Consider the following 18,034-nt stretch of genomic DNA (forward strand, 5'->3'; position numbering starts at 1 on the left):
TTTCCAGGCTGTCTTTCGCCCTGCCACAACCCTGCCCGCCATCCGTGTGGGCGTGACTGGAGGAGCATTGCGGCCATGGCTTTCCTGACTCTCGACAACCTCAGCAAGCGCTACGGCGACAGCTACGCAGTGGCCGGTTCGACCCTGGCCATCGAGCGCGGCGAATTCGTTTCCCTGCTCGGTCCCTCCGGCTGCGGCAAGACCACCACCCTGCAGATGATCGCCGGCTTCGTCGACGTCAGCAGCGGGCGCATCCTTCTTGATGGCCAGGACATCACCCAGGCCAAGCCGGCCAGTCGGGGTCTCGGGGTGGTATTCCAGAGCTATGCGCTGTTTCCGCATATGACCGTTCGCGACAACGTGGCCTTCGGCCTGCGCATGCGCAAGGTGGCGGGCACGGAGCTGGCGTGGCGGGTCGAAGAGGCCCTGGCGCTGGTGCATCTGGGACCGCATGCCGAGCGTTATCCGCGCGAACTCTCCGGCGGTCAGCGCCAACGGGTGGCCCTGGCGCGGGCGCTGGTGATAGCACCACCGGTGCTCTTGCTGGACGAGCCGCTGTCCAACCTGGACGCTCATCTGCGCGAGGAGATGCAGTTCGAGATCCGCCGCATCCAGCGCGAGGTGGGCATCACCACCCTGATGGTGACCCATGACCAGTCCGAGGCGCTGTCCATCAGCGACCGGGTGGTGGTGATGGAGGCCGGGCGTATCACCCAGGTGGATGTGCCCTATCGCCTCTACGAACACCCGCGCAACAGATTCATCTCCGACTTCGTCGGCAAGGCCAACCTGCTGCCCGGCACCCTGGACGCCCAGGGCCAACCGCAGATCGCCGCCGGTGGCGCCCTGGCGATCTCGCTGCGCCCGGAAAAGATCGAGCTGCGCCCCGCCGGTGAAGGTCGCCTGCAAGGTCGGGTGCTGACCCGTTTCTTTCTCGGCAGCCAGTGGCTGTATCGGCTGGAGACAACGCTGGGCGAGGTGTCGGTATTGCGCAGCAACGATGGGCAACCGCCGCTGGATGAAGGCCAGAACGTTGGCCTGCATTGGGACGACAGGCTGCTGCGCCGACTGGAAGCCGCGGAGGCGGCGGCATGAGCACCCTGCTGCGCGGCACCGGTCGCGCCTATCTGCTCAGTGCCCCGGCCCTGGTGCTGTTCGCCGGGCTGCTGCTGGCGCCCCTGGCGCTGACCCTGGTGCTCTCCTTCAACGTCTTCGACTACGAAACCGGGGTCAAGGAAGGCAGCTACACCCTCGCCCACTACCTCAATCTGCTGGGCGATCCCTATTTCTACGAGATCTTCCTGCGCACCTTCTGGATCAGCGCCCTGGTCACCCTGCTCTGCGTGCTGATCGGGGTACCGGAGGCCATCGTCCTCAGTCGCATGGGTGCGCCCTGGCGCTCGATCTTCCTGATCCTGGTGCTGACACCGCTCTTGATCTCGGTGGTGGTGCGCGCCTTCGGCTGGAGTCTGCTGCTGGGCGCCGACGGACTGGTCAACCAGGCCATCGTGGCCCTGGGCGGGCGGCCGCTGAAGCTGCTCTACACCCCCTTCGCAGTGATCGTCGGCCTGGTCCACGTGATGCTGCCCTTCATGATCATCCCGGTGTGGACCTCGCTGCAGAAACTCGATCCCGCCGCCGAACAGGCCGCGCTATCCCTGGGCGCCAGTCACCTGACGGTGCTGCGGCGCATCGTGCTGCCCCAGGTGATGCCCGGGGTGCTGTCGGGAACGCTGATCGTCTTCGGCCTGGCCGCCAGCTCCTTCGCCATCCCCGGTCTGCTGGGCGGACGCCGGCTGAAGATGGTCGCCACCCTGATCTACGACCAGTACCTGGCCGAGCTGAACTGGCCGATGGGCGCCACCCTGGCGGTGGCCCTGCTGCTGCTCAACCTGCTGGTGATGCTGGGCTGGAATCGCCTGGTGGAACGCCGCTACAAACGTGCCCTGGGAGTCTGACCTCATGACCCGCAACGGCCCGCTCGGGCTCGCCTTCCATACCCTGGTGATGGTCTTCATGCTGGCGCCCCTGGTGGTGGTCTGCCTGGTGGCCTTCACCCCGGAGAACACCCTCAGCCTGCCCACCTCGGGCTTCTCGCTGCGCTGGTTCGCCGCCGTGTTCGAGCGGGCGGATTTCCTTACCGCCTTCTACAACAGCCTGCAGCTGGCGGCGCTGTCGGCCACCCTGGCGACGCTGGTGGCGGTGCCGGCCGGGCTGGCCATCACCCGCTACCGCTTTCCCGGCCAGGGCTTTCTCAACGGCCTGTTCCTTTCGCCCATCATCATCCCGCACCTGGTGCTGGGCGTGGCCATGCTGCGGCTGTTCGCCCTGCTGGGGGTGAACGGCAGCTTCAGCTGGCTGGTGCTGGCCCACGTGGTGGTGATCACCCCTTATGTGCTGCGCCTGGTGATCGCCGCCGCCATCGGCATCGACCGCAGCGCCGAGCAGGCCGCCGAGAGCCTGGGCGCCAGTCGCACCACGCTGTTCTGCCGCATCACCCTGCCGATGATCCTGCCCGGGGTGGCCGGCGGCTGGCTGCTGGCCTTCATCAACAGTTTCGACGAGGTGACCCTGTCGATCTTCGTCACCTCGCCGGCGACCCAGACCCTGCCGGTGCGGATGTACGTCTACGCCACCGAATCCATCGACCCGATGATGGCGGCGGTGTCGGCCCTGGTGATCGCCCTGACCGCGGCCACCATGATCCTGCTCGACCGTATCTATGGCCTGGATCGCGTACTGGTGGGTAAACAATGAACAGCCGAGACCCCTCCATGGCACTGCTCACGCGGGTAACCGAAGGCGACCGCCCTACCCTGGCCTTCACCCTCGACGGCCAGCCGGCCGAGGGCCTGGAAGGCGACACCCTGCTGACCGCCATCCTCACCCAGAGCGACCACCTGCGCGGCAGTGACTTCGGCGGCGAACCTCGTGCCGGCTTCTGCCTGATGGGTGCCTGCCAGGATTGCTGGGTGCGCCTGGCCGACGGCCGCCGGGTGCGCGCCTGCGCCACCTTTCTCGAAGCGGGCCAGGCGGTCAGTCGCGACCCGGGGCGGCCGCTGTGAGCGCCGTCGTGGTGGTGGGCGCAGGACCAGCGGGCATACGTGCGGCCCAGACCCTGGTCGCCCATGGCCTGAGACCGGTGCTGATGGATGAGAGCGCCCGTGGCGGCGGCCAGATCTATCGCCAGCAACCGGTCAACTTCCGCCGCCCGTTCAAGGCGCTCTATGGCTTCGAAGCCGGCAAGGCCCAGGCGCTGCACAGTGCTTTGACCGAGGTGCAGACGGCGCTGGACTATCGCCCCGACACCCTGGTGTGGAATGCCGAGCAAAGCGCCCTGGATACCCTGAGCCAGGGCCGCTACGTCGATCGCCTGACCTTCGAGCAGGTCATCGTTGCCACCGGTGCCACCGACCGCATCCTGCCGGTGCCGGGCTGGACGCTGCCCGGCGTCTACAGCCTGGGCGCCGCCCAGGTGGCGCTCAAGTTCCAGGGCTGCGCCATCGGTAGCCGTCCAGTGCTGGCCGGGACGGGCCCGCTGCTCTACCTGGTGGCCTATCAATACGCCAAGGCCGGGGCCAAGCCGCTGGCCGTGCTGGACAGCGCGCCTTTCCGCGACCAGGCCGCAGCTACCCCGGCGCTGCTCGGCCAGCCGGCCACCTTCGCCAAGGGCCTCTATTACCGCAGCTGGCTGGCGCTGCACGGCGTGCCCGTGCACCAGGGCGCTGAACTCCTTGCCGTCGAAGGCGAACGCCGCGTGGAGGCCGTTCGCTGGCGCACTGCCGATGGCGAAGCGCATCGGCTGGAATGTGATGCTCTCGGCTTCGGCCAGACGCTGCGCAGTGAGACCCAACTGGCCGATCTGCTGGGCTGCGAGTTCGCCTGGAATCCGCTCAATCGCGCCTGGCTACCGGTGCGGGACAACGGCGGCCGCAGTAGCCAGGCCGGGGTCTACCTGGCCGGCGACGGCGCCGGTATCCAGGGCGCCGACGCCGCCGAACTGGCCGGCGAGCTGGCCGCCTTGAGCCTGCTGGCTGATCGCGGCCTGGCGGTGGACGCGACGCGGGTCGACGCCTTGCAGGCACGCCTGATCCGCTTCGAGGTCTTTCGCCAGGGCCTGGAGCGCGCCTTCCCCTTCCCCGCGGACTGGGCCGCCAAGGCGCCGGATGAGCTGATGGTGTGCCGCTGCGAGCAGGTCAGCGCCGGCGAGATCCGCGCTGCGGTGGATCAGGGGCACTGGGAGATCAACAGGGTCAAGGCCACCTGCCGGGTCGGCATGGGCCGCTGCCAGGGCCGCCTCTGCGGCGCGGCAGCGGCCGAGCTGATCGCCTGCGCCAGTGGTCGGCCGCTGGACCAGATCGGCCGGTTGCGCGCCCAGGCGCCAATCAAGCCGCTGCCCTTTGGCGTGGAGCTGGCGCCATGAGCCGGCTGGACGTGGATGTGCTGATCATCGGCGGCGGTATCGTCGGCAGCAGCGCGGCGCTGTTCCTGGCCCAGGGCGGCCAGCGCGTCGCCCTGCTGGAGCGCAACTTCTGCGGCGCCCAGGCCAGTGGCGTCAACTACGGCGGGGTGCGCCGCCAGGGCCGGCCGCTGGTGCAATTGCCGCTGTCCAGCCGTGCCCATCAGATCTGGGGCGGTCTGCAGGACCTGCTGGGTACCGATGGCGAATACCTCAGATCCGGCCACCTCAAGCTGGCCCGCAGCGAGACCGACTTCGCCTCCCTGCAGGCCTATGCCCAGGCCAGCCAGGGCTTCGACCTCGATCTGCAACTGCTCGACCGCGGCGAATTGCGTCGCCGCTTTCCCTGGGTCGGCGACATCGCCGTGGGCGCCTCCTTTTGCCCGGAGGATGGCCACGCCAATCCACGGCTGGTCTCGCCGGCCTTCGCCCAGGCGGCCGCCCGCGCGGGCGCCCGAATCCTCGAACGGACCGCCGTGACCGCGGTCGAGCACGACGGCCAGCGCTTCCAGCTCCGCACCGACAGCGGCCTGACCTTGAGCGCGCCCTGGCTGCTGAATTGCGCGGGCGCCTGGGCAGCGGAGCTGGCCGCCCGCTTCGGCGAGCCAGTGCCCCTCACCGCGGCCCATCCGGCCATGCTGGTGACCGAACCGCTGCCGCCCTTCATGACCGCCAGCACCGGCGTGGAAGGCGGCGGCATCTATGCCCGCCAAGTGGCCCGGGGCAATTGCGTACTAGGCGGTGGGCGTGGCTTCGCCCTCGACGCCGACCGCGCCCGCCCCGGCCAGTTGGCCATCCTCGACATCCTGAGAAACGCCGCCGAACTCTATCCGGCTCTCACTGGCGCCCAGGCCATCCGCACCTGGAGCGGCGTCGAGGGTTATCTGCCCGATCACCAGCCAGTGCTCGGCCCCAGTCTTACCACCCCCGGCCTGCTGCACGGCTTCGGCTTTGCCGGCGCGGGCTTCCAGATCGGGCCGGCGGCTGGCGAAGCCCTGGCCGAGTGCATCCTGCAGGGTGCGCCCCGGCACAGCCTGCAGGCCTTTTCCATCGCCCGTTTCCCTTCCCAGCCCAGGAGTTCCCAATCATGCGCCTGACCCCTGCCCTGCTCGTGGCCCTCGCCGGCCTGCCCCTGGCCGCCGTGGCCGAACCGACGCTCTACCTCGGCATGAACGGCGGCACCATGGAGCGCCTCTATGCCGACAGCGTGCTGCCCGCCTTCGAGAAGGCGCACAACGTCAAGGTGGTGATCGTGCCCGGTACCTCGGCGGACATCCTCGCCAAGGTCCAGGCCAGTCCACAGAAGCCGCCGATCCATGTGATGTTTCTCGACGACGGCATCATGTACCGCGCCATCGGCATGAATCTGTGCAGTCCGCTCAAGCCCAGCGCGAGCCTGGCGCAGATCCCCGACAAGGCCAAGATCAAGGACCAGGCGGCCGCCGTCAGCCTGGGCGTGACAGGGCTTGCCTACAACAGCCGGCTGTTCAAGGAAAAAGGCTGGGCGGCGCCGACCTCCTGGGCGGACCTCGCCGATCCCAAGTACAAGGGCAAGGTGGTGTTCCAGTCGCTGTCCTCGTCCACCTTCGGGCTGCATGGCTTCCTGATGTTCAACCGCCTCAAGGGCGGCACCGAGCAGGACGTCGACCCCGGCTTCAAGGCCTGGCCCACCACCGTAGGCCCCAATGTGCTGGAGTACATCCCCAGCTCGGCCAAGCTCTCGGAGATGGTGCAGACCGACGAGGCGGCGCTGTTCCCGCTGACGCCCACCCAGGTCACCGCGCTCAAGCTCAAGGGTATCCCGGTGGAATACGCGCCGCCCAAGGAAGGCGCCGTGGTACTCAACGTGGCCGAATGCGTGACCGCCAACAACGACCAGCCGGAGCTGGCCCAGCAGCTGGCTGAGTACCTGCTGACCCCCGAGGCCCAGGCGCCGGCGCTGGAACTGGGTGACCAGATCCCGTCCAACCCCAATACCCCCACCACCGACAAGACCCGCGGCCAGGTGGATGCCATGCAGAACTACCTGAAGACCGCCGTGACCATCGACTGGGACGAGGTCAACAAGGTACGGCCGCAGTGGAACGCCCGTTGGAACCGGCAGGTGGAGCGCTAGTCGGTCGGATAGCGCAAACGCACCGCTAGAGGTCGACCCTGGACAACTCCGGTCCGGGGCGACCCCTCACCCTTGGCGGCTTCCATCACCAGGAGAGCCGCCATGGCCAACCCGCCCATCACCGTTCTGCGCGATACCCAACCCATGCCCGTGGTCGATGCCTGCAAATGGGAGCGCATCGAAGGCGATCCCCATACCGTCAACCTCAATGCCTATACCTCCGATGACGGCAGCAAGATCATGGGCACCTGGATCTGCACCCCCGGCAAGTGGCGCGTCGACTACGTGAAGTGGGAGTACTGCCACTTCCAGGAGGGCTACTGCATCATCACCCCCGATGGCCAGGAACCCATCCACCTGAAAGCCGGCGACATCTTCGTCGTCGAGCCCGGCTTGAAGGGCACCTGGGAAGTGGTCGAGACGGTACGCAAGTACTTCGTCTTCGCCTGATCCTGCCAGGCCCCGGCACCGCTGCCGGGGCCCAGGACTCAGCGACCGTCGAAGCCACGGAAGAAGCGCTCGGCGTTGTCGCTCAGGGTTTCCAGGTCGTAACCACCCTCCTGCACGATCACCGTGGGCAGCCCCAGGGCCTTGATCCTTTCCCCCAGCCGGCCGAAGCCTGCCTGACTCACCGCCACCTTGGATTGCGGGTCCTTCTCGTAGATGTCGAAACCCAGGGACAGCACCAGCACGTCCGGCGCCCACAGACGCAGCGCCGCCTCGGCCTCATCCAGCCGGGCGAAGAAGTCGGCCTCGGAGGCGCCATGGGGCATCGGCAGGTTGAGGTTGCAGCCTTCGCCCTGCCCACTGCCATGCTCGTCGGCGAAGCCGGCCACCACCGGATAGAAGTTGGTCGGATCGCCGTGGATCGACAGGTAGAAGACGTCGTCGCGCTCGTAGAAGATTTCCTGGATGCCCTGACCGTGGTGCATGTCGGTATCCAGGATGGCGACCCGGGCAAAGCGCGTCCGTAGCTCCTGGGCGGCGATGGCCGCTCCGTTCAGGTAGCAGAAACCACCGGCCGCCTCGGCCCGGGCATGGTGGCCTGGCGGGCGACACAGCGCATAGGCGGCCGGCTCGCCGTCACGCACGCAGCGCGCCGCCGCCACCGCGCTCTGGGCGGAGCCATAGACGGCAGCCCAGGTCTGGGCGCCGATCGGACAACTGCCATCGGCCAGGTAGCGGGCGGTCTGGCCGAGGATGCCGCGCAACGGATTGCCTTCGCGAATGTAGATGTTCGACATCACCTCGTCACCCCAGTCCTCGGGCACCTGATGCCAGTCGTGGTAGGCGTTTTCCAGGTAGGTCACATAGGCTTCGCCGTGCACCGCATGCAGCGGCTCGCGGCCATGATCCACCGGCTGTTCGAGGGGATAGCCCAGGCGCTCCACCGCCGCGAGCAGGGCATCGAGGCGAGCCGGCACCTCCTGGGGCGTGCGCATCTGGCCGCGGGACAGGTAGCTGCGTGGGTGATGCAGACGCTGGTCGGGATGGAAGAAGGTCTTCACGTCATCTCTCCTGGTGGCCGGCGCGAGCCAGCACCGCATTGAACAGGACGTCGGCGCCACGGCGGACGTCCTCGAAGGTGGCCGATTCGGCCTCGTTGTGACTCAGACCGCCGGCGCAGGGGATGAAAATCATAGCGGTGGGGCAGTGCCTGGCCAGGTGGATGGCGTCGTGACCGGCGCCGCTGATGATGTCGCGGTAGGGATAGCCCAACGCCTGGACTGCATTGCGCACAGCGGCGACGCAATCGGCGGCGAAGGGGGTAGCAGGACTCAGCCAATGCCGCTGGACATTCAGCGACAAGCCGCGCTCGTCGGCCACGGTGGCCAGGCATTCGCGCGCGGCCGCTTCCATGGCGGCCAGCGGCTGGTCCTGGGGATGCCGCAGGTCCAGGGTGAAATGCACGTCGCCGGCGATGGTGTTGCGCGAGGAGCGCGCGACCTCCAGCTGCCCGCAGGTAACCAGCCCCTCGGCGAAACGAGGCGCCAGCGCCTCCAGGGCCGCCAGCATCCGGCCGACACCGAACAGGGCATCCCGGCGCCTGGCCATCGGCGTGGTGCCGGCGTGAGCGGCGGTCCCCTGAACACGGATGTCGAGCCAGCAGATCGCCTGGCCGCCGGTCACCACACCGATAGGGACACCCGCGTCTTCCAGCACCGGGCCCTGCTCGATGTGCGCCTCGAAGTAGGCGTCGAAGGGCCGACCCAGGGGCAGGTCACCGGCATAACCGGTACGCTCCAGGCTGGCGGCCACGGAGATGCCGTCGCGGTCGCAGGTCGCCAGGGCATCGGCCAGGGGCAGTTGCCCGGTGAAGACCGCGGATCCCAGCATGGCGGGGGTGAAGCGAGCGCCCTCCTCGTTGGTCCAGACGGCGAGTTCCAGCGGCCGGTCGGTCTGGATGTCCGCATCGTTCAAGCTGCGCATCACCTCCAGCCCGGCGAGCACGCCATAGACGCCATCGAAGCGGCCGCCCTTGGGCTGGGTGTCCAGATGGCTGCCCATGACCACCGGTGCGGCCTGGGCATCGCGACCCGGCCGGCGGGCGAACAGGTTGCCGATGCGATCCACCGCCAGGCTCAGGCCGGCAGCCTCGCACCATTGGCCGAACAGGGCCCGTCCCTGGCGATCCTCCTCGCTCAGCGCCAAGCGGCTGCTGCCACCGGCCTCACCGGGGCCTACCTCGGCCATGGCGGCCAGGCTTTGCCAGAGGCGTTCACCGTCGATTCGATACATGCTGTGTTCCTCGTGATCAGGCGGGAGTGACATGGGCGGTGGCCTCCCGGCGGCGGGCCAGGGCCGCCACACACAGGAACGAGAGGCCCGCCAGCAGGGAGTAGAAGACCGCCAGCGGCCACCACTCGCCCGTGAAGCGGTGCGCCAGCAGGGTGCCGACCATGGGGGTCAGGCCACCGGCGATGGCGCCACAGATCTGGTAGGCCAGGGAAATCGCCGTATAGCGCACCCGGGTGGCGAAGACGCCGCTGACGAAGCCGGCGATCACCGCATAGAAAGACGCCATGCAGGCCGCCGCCAGGGCGATCCCCAGCACGATCAGCGGCGCCGAGCCGGTCTTGACCAGCACGAACATCGGATAGGGCGAGGCCATGGCCAGGGCGGAGATCAGCAGCAGGAAACGCGCGCTGCCCAGGCGCTCGGCGAGCAGCGCGGCCAGCGGCTGGACCAGGAACTGGATGAGCGCGACGAACAGCAGGCAGTCGAGGATCAGCGAGCGCGACAGCTCCAGCACCTGGGTGGTGTAGCTGAGCATGAAGGTGTTGGTGAAATAGACCCCGGCGATGCCCAGGGTATTGGCGCCGATGCACAGCAGCAGCGGCCGCCAGGCGGTGCGCAACACCTCTGCCGCCGGTGCCTTGACCGTCTCCTGGCGCCCCTTCATCTCCGCGAACTCGGGGGACTCGTCCACGCCCAGGCGAATGGCCAGGCCGACCACCAGGAGCAGCGCGCTGGCCAGGAACGGCAGGCGCCAGCCCCAACTGAGCAGGTCCTCTTCCGGCAGGCTAGTGACACTGCGAAAGGCCAGGATCGACAGGATCAACCCAGCCGGGCTGCCCCACTGGGCGAAGGACGCGAAGAAGGTGCGCCGCCCCTTGGGTGCGTGTTCGCCCGCCATCAGGACGGCACCACCCCATTCGCCGCCCACGGCGATGCCCTGCACCACCCGCAGCAGGATCAGCAGGATCGGCGCCCAGACCCCGGCCTGGCTGTAGGTCGGCAGCACCCCGATGAGTATCGTCACCACACCCATCATCAGCAGGGTGACGATGAGGGATTTCTTGCGGCCGATGCGGTCGCCGATGTGGCCGAACACCAGGCCACCCAGAGGCCGGGCGAAGAAACCGACGGCAAAGGTACCGAAGGCGGCCAGGGTGCTCAGCAGGCGATCATCGGAAGGAAAGAACAGCTGGCCGAAGACCAGCGCGGCAGCGGTGGCGAAGATGTAGTAGTCGTACCACTCGATGGTGGTACCGACGAAGGCTGCCGCGGCGGCGCGCCGGGGTTGGCGACGAGGCGAAGTGGACGGCATGCAGGGGTGCTCCTATCGACTACCGAAAAGAGGGGCGCCGAGGGGCGCGGACGAAGCGGACTGGACGGTCGAACGCCCAGAGGGCGATGGGCCGGAGCGGTCAGGGAGACATGGACGCAGCACTCCTGGGATGTCGTTCTTGTTGGGCAGGAGGGGAAAAGGGATGCAGGAGCGTTCTAGGACGCCTTGACGTCGTTATCCCTTGGCGGGCTAAGATTAGTCAATTTTCTAATTCTTATACTTATCTATAAGCATGGCTAATAATCAAGACAGGCCGCTCTCCCCCGCGCCTACGCAGGAGGGTCGGCGCTTTCTCAACGATCGGCTGGACTGGAATCTCCTGCGCACCTATCTGGTAATCGTCCAGGAAGGCAGCGTGAGTCGTGCCGCCGCGCGCCTGCACCTGACCCAGCCGGCGGTGAGCCAGGCGCTCAAGCGGCTGGAGGAGCAACTCGACCGCGCGCTGATCATCCGTCGCGGACCGCGCTTCGCCCTCACCGAGGCCGGGGAAGAGGTAGCCCGGATCGCCAGCGATCTCTATGGCAACGTCTCCCGTCTTGGCGCCGCCCTGGAGCACTCCACGGAAACCGTGGTGGGCAAGGTGCGGATGCTCACCATCAGCCGCATCCAGTCACGCTGTTACGACGACTTCCTCGCCGACTTCCATCGGCGCTTTCCGCGGGTGGAGCTGGAGATCGACGTGATGCGCAGTTCGGACATCATCAGCTCGCTGTTGCAGAAGACCGCGACCCTGGGCCTCGCCCTGTGCCGGCTGCCCCAGCCCAAGCTGGAACAGCGGGTGCTGTTGCAGCAGCGCTATGCCTTCTTCTGCGGACGGCGCCATCCCTTGTTCGGCCGTAACGGGCTGTCGCTGGCCGATCTGCAGGGCGAGAACTTCGTCAGCTTTACCAGCGACCAGATCGGCGGCAGTCTCTCGCCGCTCACCATCTTTCGCGACCAGCAGGGCTTCACCGGCCGCATCGTGGCCTCCTCGCCCAGTCTCGAAGAGATCCGCCGCCTGGTCGGGGCCGGCTACGGCATCGGCTGCCTGCCCCAGCACGTGGTGGCCGACGACGTGGCCGCTGGCGAACTCTGGCGCCTGCCGCCCAGCGAGGGGGTGGCCGACGTGGACGTGCATCTGCTCTGGCACCGCGAGCAGCGCATGACCCAGGCGGAAACGGCGTTGCTGGAAGGCTTCCAGCATCTGCTGGCGACCACCGAGGTGGCGGCGCGGCTCTAACGCGCATTCCACCCGCCAGCGAGGGGCGCCTTGCTATCCTTGTGCACCGGACACCCTCGCCAAGGAGCTTCCATGGATCCCTACCCTCGCCCAGGTACCTGGCGCGAGCGCCTGTACATCATCATCTTCCATACCTATACCCCGGCTGGAAAACTCTTCGACACCCTGCTGCTGGCGGTCATCATGGCCAGCCTCGGCGTGGTGATGCTCGACAGTATCCAGTCCATCCATTTGCGCTACGGCAGCTGGCTCTATGGGCTGGAGTGGATCTTCACCGGCCTCTTCGCGATCGAGTACCTGCTGCGGGTGATCTGCGCGCCTCGGCCGCGGCAGTACGTCACCAGCTTCTATGGCCTCATCGACCTGCTGGCCGTGCTTCCCGCCTTCATCGCGCTGGTGACGCCCGACGCCCAGTACTTCCTGGTCATCCGGGTGCTGCGGATGATGCGGGTGTTCCGGGTGCTCAAACTCACGCCCTACCTGAGCCAGGCGGATTTCCTCATGGTGGCGCTGAGCAGCAGTCGCCAGAAGATCACCGTCTTCCTGCTGGCCATCTGCACCCTGGTGACCATGTTCGGTACCTTCATGTACGTCATCGAAGGACCGGCCAATGGCTTCACCAGTATCCCGCGCAGCATCTACTGGGCGGTGGTGACCCTCACCACCGTGGGCTTCGGCGACATGGTGCCCAAGACCGCCCTGGGCCAGACCCTGGCGAGCATGATCATGATCACCGGTTATTCGATCATCGCCGTGCCCACCGGGATCTTTACCGCGGAGCTGGCCAATGCCATGCGCAGCGCCACCCTGCAGCGCGACTGCCCGCACTGCCAGAAGCCCACCCACGAGCCCGACTCCTCCTTCTGCAACCGTTGCGGCAGCCCACTGTTTCCCCGCCCCGAGGCGGGTCAGCAGGATAGGTCGGCGTCCTAGGGCGGAGGTCGCCTAAGGCGTGGCGTCGCTGGCATGGCAGGCCCAGGCGGGCCGGGTGGCCAGGCGGTCGAGATAGGCCTCGATCGCCGGCGCCGCGATCCGCTCGATCGGAGTGCGCCGCCAGCGATGCAGCGACAGGCCCAGGACGATGTCGGCCAGGCTGAAGTGCTCGCCCGCCACATAGGGGCCGTGTTGCGCCAGGTGCGCCTCCAGGATGGCGACGCGTCCATTCCAGGCGGCGACGCCTTCCTGCAGACGCTGCGGATCTGGCACTGGCGGCTGATGCTTGACCAGTGCCAGATAGGGATAGCTCCAGGCCGGGTTGAGCTCGCTGGCCTGCCAGTCCAGCCACTGATCGACCCGTGCCCTGTCCCGTGGCGCCAACGGATAGAGCGCCTCGCCACCATGGGCATTGGCCAGATAGCACAGGATGCTGTTGGACTCCCAGAGCACGAAATCGCCATCCAGCAGTACCGGAATCTGGCCATTGGGATTCCACTGCAGGTACTCGGCGGACTGCGCCGAGCGAAAGCCGGCGCCCCAGTCCTCGCGCTCATAGCCCAGGCCCAGTTCATCCAGGCACCAGAGCACCTTGCGCACATTGATCGAAGAGATGCGACCTAGGATCTTCAACATGCTGAAGCGACCTCCAGAGGTTGGCGGCTGAGATAGGGCTCGATGTTGCCGAGCGCCCGCTCGACATAGTCCTCCTTCTCGCCCACCGGTGCGACATAGTGCAGCGCCTCGACCGCCGCCTCGCGGCCCAGCAGTCGGGCGATGGCCCAGCCGGCCAGGTAGCTGGACGCCAGGCAGCCGCCGGCCGTGGCCAGGTTGCCACGGGCGAAGAACGGTTGTTCCAGTACCTCGATGCCGGCGTCCTGCACCCAGGGCTTGGTGGTGAGATCGGTGCAGCCGGGCACGCCGTCCAGCAGGCCAAGTCGCGCCAGCAGCAGGGTGCCGGAACACTGGGCACCGATCAGCTGGCGAGCGGGATCGAGCACGGCCAGCTGCTCCAGCAGGGCCGCATCGCAGGCGAGTTCGCGGGTGCGGATGCCACTGCCCACCAGCACGGCGGCGCAGCCGGCCAGCTCCTCGAAGCCCGCCTGCCGCTCCAGGCGGACGCCATTCATGGAGGTCACCCAGGGCGAGGGCGCCATCAGCGAGACGCGCCAGTCCGGGCGCTTGATGCGATTGAGAATCCCCAGGGCGATCAGGGAGTCCAGCTCGTTGAAACCGTCGAAGGTGAGGATGGCGAGGTGCATGGGGCTACCGGACGAACGGGAGGAGTCCGGATTCTCGTCCCGTTTCGGGCCGACCGGCCAGATACAGTGCCGCGCCAAGCCAGGCATACAGCCATCCCGTGGCCCTTAACGGCTCTGGGTCGACGCATTGATCCGTCACCGCTCAGCGGATAGTGGCCCCTGGCCATTAAAGTAGTCAGCCTGTCGGCCGATAGGCTGACGCCACCCGGCCTCCCACTTGCAGCCCTTCTCAGCACCCCCTCCGAGAACCAGATGGACGATGAAAACCGTTACGAGCTGCACGTCAGGCGAGTGCTGCGCACGCCTCTGCTGGTGCTGCAGCCGTTGATGCTGGTGATGTGGCCGCTGAGCCTGTTGAGCAATCCTCTGATCGGCAGCCCTTACAAGCCACGCTATTTCGCGGTGATGTTGCTTCTACTGGGCGTCAGCGCCCTGCTCAGCGTGGTGCGCAGCGCTCGGTTGATGAGTCTGGCCTTCACCGGCAACATCTGGGCGCTCGCCTTCGCCTTTCGGATCCAGATCAACGATGCGGGTGACGCGGGTCTCTACTGGAATCTGCCCGTCGCCCTGGTCTTCGGCCTGGGTACCTGTGGCCTGACCTATCGCCTCTCCCACTACCTGCTCACCCTGCTGGGCACGCTATTCATCCTCTTCGTCGGCCAGGACCAGCTGGTGCCAGCCGCCATGCCCGGTCCTCTGGTTGGGTTGCTGCTGGCGGTGGCCCTGGCCATCGGCATCGCCTACAACCATGCCAGCAGCCAGGGAATGCGCCGGACCTTCAGCCTCAAGGAGCGCTATCGCCTACTGGCGGAAACGGACGAGCTGACCAGGATCGCCAATCGGCGCAAGCTCCTGCGCGAGGTAGAGGCCGCGCTGGCGGCGAGCCGGGACACACCCGGCCATTTCATCATGCTCGACATCGACAACTTCAAGGAGATCAACGACCAGTACGGCCACCAGGTGGGCGATGAGGTGTTGATCGCCACGGCCCGGGAGATCAACCAGCTCGATCCGGCATTGCAGGGTGGTCGGCTGGGTGGCGAGGAGTTTGGCCTGCTGATTCGCGGACAGGACGATGCCCGGGTACGCGCCTTGCTGGGTACCCTGCAGACGCGGCTGGCCGAGGCCGCCCCCCTGGGCATTACCTTCAGCGCCGGAGTGATGCGTCTGGAGCCAAACGGATCGCTGAGCGACCTGCTACGGCGAGCGGACGAAAGTCTCTATCGGGCCAAGCGACAGGGCAAGGATCAGGCAGTCTGGGCTGCCTGAGGCGCCCTACTCCAGTTTTTCCACCTTCACCGCCGTGGTGCCATCCTCGACCATGTCCACTCGCCGGGCAGCGGCACGCGAGAGGTCGATGATGCGTCCACGGATATAGGGTCCACGGTCGTTGATGCGTACGACGACGGCGCGATCGTTTTCCAGGTTGGTCACCTTGACCCGGGTGCCAAGCGGCAGGGTCTTGTGGGCGGCAACCAGTTCATTGTTGTTGAAGGTCTCGCCACTGGCGGTTTCCTTGCCATGGAATTTGCGCGCATAGAAGGAGGCCTTGCCGCGCTGTTCGAAGCTGGCTTCCTTCTTGATTGGTGCAGCGACGGTCTTGGCATCCTTTTCCTGGCAGGCCGTGCAGGCGAGCAACAGGAGCAATACAAGAAATCTGGGACGGCTGAACACGTTTCACCTTCCTCTTCTTCTTCGTTTTGGGGAAAGCAACGCACTGGGAATGGGTTCAGCTATCTCAGAACCAAACCGCCACCCAAGGGTTCGCCACCGATGGCCATAGGCCGCCATATCTGTGACGAGCCCCTCAAGACCAGGCTAGGGCGTCGGTAGCACGTACCTGAGGATGGCGACGAAGTGCAGCGCGCTGCCGGCCATGACGAAGCCATGCCAGATGCCGTGCCAGTGACGAAAACGATCGTCGAAGACGAAGAACAGGATGCCGACGGTATAGAGCACGCCGCCGGCTGCCAGCCAGGCGAAGCCTTCGCCGCCCAGGCGATCCAGCAGCGGCCCCACCGCCACCAGCACGATCCAGCCCATGACGGCGTAGATCACCAGCGACAGGATGCGCGCTTCCGAGCGGGGCTTGAGCTCCTGCGCCATCCCGAACAGGGCCAGGCCCCAGACGATGCCGAACAGCGTCCAGCCCCAGGGCCCGCGCAAGGTCACCAGGCAGAACGGCGTGTAGCTGCCGGCGATGAGCAGGTAGATCGACAGGTGATCGAGCTTTTGCAACAGGCGTTTAGCCCGCCCCTTCACGCTGTGGTAGAGGGTCGAAATGCTGTAGAGGATCACCAGCGCGACCCCGTAGATGGCCACGCTGACGATGCGCCAGGGATCACCCTGCAGGCTGGCCAGCACCACCAGGGTAATGGCCCCGGCCAGCGCCAGCAGCGCGCCGACCAGGTGGGTCCAGGCATTGAGACGTTCGCCGTGATACATGCGTCCTCCAGGTCAGGGTCGCACCGTGACTCAGGTTCAGCCTGAGCCCTCGCGACGGGCGGTGAGGCGCTCATAACGGTCGAGCAGTGGCTGGATGGAAACCCCATGTACCGCGATGCTCAGGGCTACCACCGACAGCGTAAGGTCGACGATGGTCCCGGCCCAGTCGGCCGTGACATGATGCGTGAGCGCGTAGCACAGATAATACAGGCTACCGATTCCACGAATGCCGAACCAGCCGATCAGCGCCCCCTGATGCCGCTCGATGCGGGTGAAGGGCAGCATGGTCGCTACCCCCAGCGGCCGGATCACGGCGAACAGCAAGGCACCCAGCAGCAGGGCGCGGCTGTCCCAGTGGGTGATGAGCACCACGCCGAGCAGGGTGACCAGCAGCACTTCGAAGGAGCGCTCCACCAGGCTGCCAAAGGCGAGCATGTCGCCCATCATCACGCCGGCCGCCATCTTGGGCTCTTCGAGATCGTCCGCCTTGGCCACCGTGGCGTGCTCCGGTGCGCCGGTGAGATGCCCGATCACCGGCTGCGCCAGTTGTTCGGAAGGGATTTCCGCATTGCCGGAGGTCTGCACCTCGGCCTGGCGCAGGCCCAGCCCGGCGGCGAACACCGCGAGAAAACCGTAGCCGCCGATCTCGTCGGCCAGCACATAGGACAGGGCGATCAGCGCCAGGGCGAGGAAGTCGTTGGGCGAAATGGTGCTGTCACCGTGCCGGGTACGCAGGTAGATCATCAACCGGCCCACGCCCTTGCCCATGGTGTAGCCCAGCAACAGGCCCGCCGGTACCGCCCAGAGCACGCTTTTCAGGAACCACTCCAGGGTCCAGCCCCACTGGGGCTCGCCATGTTGCAACAGCAGCAGACCGAGCAGCACGAAGGGAAAGGCCGTGCCGTCGTTGAGGCCGGCCTCACCGGAAAGGCCGAAGCGCACCCGGTCGAAATCCTGGGCGTGGTTGACCTGTACCAGGCCGGCCAGCACCGGATCGGTAGGCGCGAGGATGGCACCGATCAGCAGGGCCACGCCCCAGGGCAGGCCGAGCAGATAGTGAGCGACCAGGCAGACCCCGGCGATGCTGAGGACCATCACCGGCCCGGCCAGGAGGTAGGCACCGTGCCAGGAGGAGCGACGGAACGACAGCCGCAGCTTGAGGCCGCTGACGAACAGCGAGAAGAGCACCGCCACCTCGGTGAGGTGGCCGATCCAGTTCGCCGACTGCTGGAAGTCGACCTCGGCCAGGCCCAGGCCGATGGGACTGATGAGCATGCCAAAGGCCAGGCAGACCACCGAAGTGGTCACCGGCAGCCAACGGAGATAAGCGGAGGTCAGGGCCAGGATCATCAATAGCGATCCCAATACCCCAACCCAGACGAGAAAAGTCATGTGGGTAGCGTGATCCAGAACAGGAGAGGAAGAGCCAGTGGCGGGCGCCACCTTCCTGATGGAGACTGCGCCAAGGCCGTCACAGTGCCGCCTATCTGCCGAATGGCGTGCCCTGCAGTGACCCCAAGGCCCTGAC

General features: G+C 66.8%; 19 protein-coding genes. 11 read left to right on the forward strand and 8 right to left on the reverse strand.

What is annotated here, in order from left to right; translation table 11 throughout:
* Positions 1 to 75: 75 nt before the first annotated feature.
* From APT59_RS15385 to APT59_RS15420, 8 genes are all read left to right on the forward strand, one after another.
* Positions 76 to 1,095 (forward strand): ABC transporter ATP-binding protein, encoded by a 1,020-nt coding sequence (locus APT59_RS15385; RefSeq protein WP_059315653.1) that lies wholly within the window; start codon positions 76 to 78, stop codon positions 1,093 to 1,095.
* Positions 1,092 to 1,958, forward strand: coding sequence for an ABC transporter permease (locus APT59_RS15390; protein ID WP_059315654.1), 867 nt, complete (start codon positions 1,092 to 1,094; stop codon positions 1,956 to 1,958). The genes APT59_RS15385 and APT59_RS15390 overlap by 4 nt, the downstream gene beginning before the upstream one ends.
* A gap of 4 nt (positions 1,959 to 1,962) precedes the next feature.
* Complete coding sequence (locus APT59_RS15395; RefSeq protein ID WP_059315655.1) at positions 1,963 to 2,757, forward strand: ABC transporter permease; 795 nt, start codon at positions 1,963 to 1,965, stop codon at positions 2,755 to 2,757.
* Between the two features lie 17 nt (positions 2,758 to 2,774).
* Entirely contained in the window at positions 2,775 to 3,065 is a 291-nt protein-coding gene (locus tag APT59_RS15400) for a (2Fe-2S)-binding protein (protein WP_059316922.1), read from the forward strand.
* A complete protein-coding gene (locus APT59_RS15405; RefSeq protein ID WP_059315656.1) occupies positions 3,062 to 4,423 on the forward strand; it encodes an NAD(P)/FAD-dependent oxidoreductase in 1,362 nt (453 codons plus the stop codon). The genes APT59_RS15400 and APT59_RS15405 overlap by 4 nt, the downstream gene beginning before the upstream one ends.
* Complete coding sequence (locus tag APT59_RS15410) at positions 4,420 to 5,556, forward strand: NAD(P)/FAD-dependent oxidoreductase (protein WP_059315657.1); 1,137 nt, start codon at positions 4,420 to 4,422, stop codon at positions 5,554 to 5,556. Before APT59_RS15405 ends, APT59_RS15410 begins: the two co-directional genes overlap by 4 nt.
* A complete protein-coding gene (locus tag APT59_RS15415; protein ID WP_059315658.1) occupies positions 5,547 to 6,575 on the forward strand; it encodes an ABC transporter substrate-binding protein in 1,029 nt (342 codons plus the stop codon). The genes APT59_RS15410 and APT59_RS15415 overlap by 10 nt, the downstream gene beginning before the upstream one ends.
* A 102-nt stretch (positions 6,576 to 6,677) precedes the next feature.
* On the forward strand, positions 6,678 to 7,025 hold the full coding sequence (locus APT59_RS15420) for a cupin domain-containing protein (RefSeq protein WP_059315659.1): 348 nt from the start codon (positions 6,678 to 6,680) through the stop codon (positions 7,023 to 7,025).
* A 38-nt stretch (positions 7,026 to 7,063) separates the two neighbouring features.
* Here the strand turns inward: APT59_RS15420 and APT59_RS15425 are convergent, their stop codons facing one another.
* From APT59_RS15425 to APT59_RS15435, 3 genes are read right to left on the reverse strand one after another with little or no spacing between them, the layout of a single operon-like run.
* Positions 7,064 to 8,083, reverse strand: coding sequence for a histone deacetylase family protein (locus tag APT59_RS15425; RefSeq protein ID WP_059315660.1), 1,020 nt, complete (start codon positions 8,081 to 8,083; stop codon positions 7,064 to 7,066).
* A 1-nt stretch (position 8,084) separates the two neighbouring features.
* Complete coding sequence (locus APT59_RS15430; protein ID WP_059315661.1) at positions 8,085 to 9,314, reverse strand: Zn-dependent hydrolase; 1,230 nt, start codon at positions 9,312 to 9,314, stop codon at positions 8,085 to 8,087.
* A gap of 16 nt (positions 9,315 to 9,330) precedes the next feature.
* Positions 9,331 to 10,626, reverse strand: coding sequence for an MFS transporter (locus tag APT59_RS15435; RefSeq protein WP_059315662.1), 1,296 nt, complete (start codon positions 10,624 to 10,626; stop codon positions 9,331 to 9,333).
* A gap of 253 nt (positions 10,627 to 10,879) precedes the next feature.
* Between APT59_RS15435 and APT59_RS15440 the strand changes: the two genes are divergently transcribed.
* Together APT59_RS15440 and APT59_RS15445 are read left to right on the forward strand one after the other, a co-directional pair.
* The gene (locus APT59_RS15440) at positions 10,880 to 11,866 is read left to right on the forward strand and encodes a LysR family transcriptional regulator (RefSeq protein ID WP_059315663.1); all 987 of its coding nucleotides are present in this window, start codon (positions 10,880 to 10,882) and stop codon (positions 11,864 to 11,866) included.
* Between the two features lie 72 nt (positions 11,867 to 11,938).
* Entirely contained in the window at positions 11,939 to 12,799 is an 861-nt protein-coding gene (locus APT59_RS15445; RefSeq protein ID WP_059315664.1) for an ion transporter, read from the forward strand.
* Between the two features lie 12 nt (positions 12,800 to 12,811).
* Here APT59_RS15445 and APT59_RS15450 read toward each other — a convergent pair whose 3' ends face one another.
* Both APT59_RS15450 and APT59_RS15455 read right to left on the reverse strand, forming a co-directional pair.
* Positions 12,812 to 13,435 carry a glutathione S-transferase family protein gene (locus APT59_RS15450; RefSeq protein ID WP_059315665.1) on the reverse strand — a complete coding sequence of 208 codons (624 nt, stop codon included), beginning with the start codon at positions 13,433 to 13,435 and terminating at the stop codon, positions 12,812 to 12,814.
* Positions 13,429 to 14,061, reverse strand: a complete 633-nt coding sequence (locus APT59_RS15455) for a DJ-1/PfpI family protein (protein WP_059315666.1) — start codon at positions 14,059 to 14,061, stop codon at positions 13,429 to 13,431. Before APT59_RS15455 ends, APT59_RS15450 begins: the two co-directional genes overlap by 7 nt.
* 252 nt (positions 14,062 to 14,313) lie before the next feature.
* Between APT59_RS15455 and APT59_RS15460 the strand changes: the two genes are divergently transcribed.
* A complete protein-coding gene (locus APT59_RS15460; protein ID WP_059315667.1) occupies positions 14,314 to 15,330 on the forward strand; it encodes a GGDEF domain-containing protein in 1,017 nt (338 codons plus the stop codon).
* Between the two features lie 6 nt (positions 15,331 to 15,336).
* On the opposite strand, the gene APT59_RS15465 is transcribed toward APT59_RS15460, so the two are convergent.
* The 3 genes from APT59_RS15465 to APT59_RS15475 all read right to left on the reverse strand — a co-directional run bounded on the left by APT59_RS15465 (position 15,337) and on the right by APT59_RS15475 (position 17,898).
* Positions 15,337 to 15,735, reverse strand: a complete 399-nt coding sequence (locus APT59_RS15465) for a septal ring lytic transglycosylase RlpA family protein (protein WP_059315668.1) — start codon at positions 15,733 to 15,735, stop codon at positions 15,337 to 15,339.
* Positions 15,736 to 15,879: 144 nt separating this feature from the next.
* Entirely contained in the window at positions 15,880 to 16,506 is a 627-nt protein-coding gene (gene trhA / locus APT59_RS15470; protein ID WP_059315669.1) for a PAQR family membrane homeostasis protein TrhA, read from the reverse strand.
* Positions 16,507 to 16,542: 36 nt separating this feature from the next.
* Positions 16,543 to 17,898, reverse strand: a complete 1,356-nt coding sequence (locus tag APT59_RS15475) for a cation:proton antiporter (RefSeq protein WP_174523144.1) — start codon at positions 17,896 to 17,898, stop codon at positions 16,543 to 16,545.
* Positions 17,899 to 18,034 lie beyond the last annotated feature (136 nt).

The sequence above is a fragment of the Pseudomonas oryzihabitans genome, from assembly GCF_001518815.1.
Taxonomy (GTDB): domain Bacteria; phylum Pseudomonadota; class Gammaproteobacteria; order Pseudomonadales; family Pseudomonadaceae; genus Chryseomonas; species Chryseomonas oryzihabitans_E.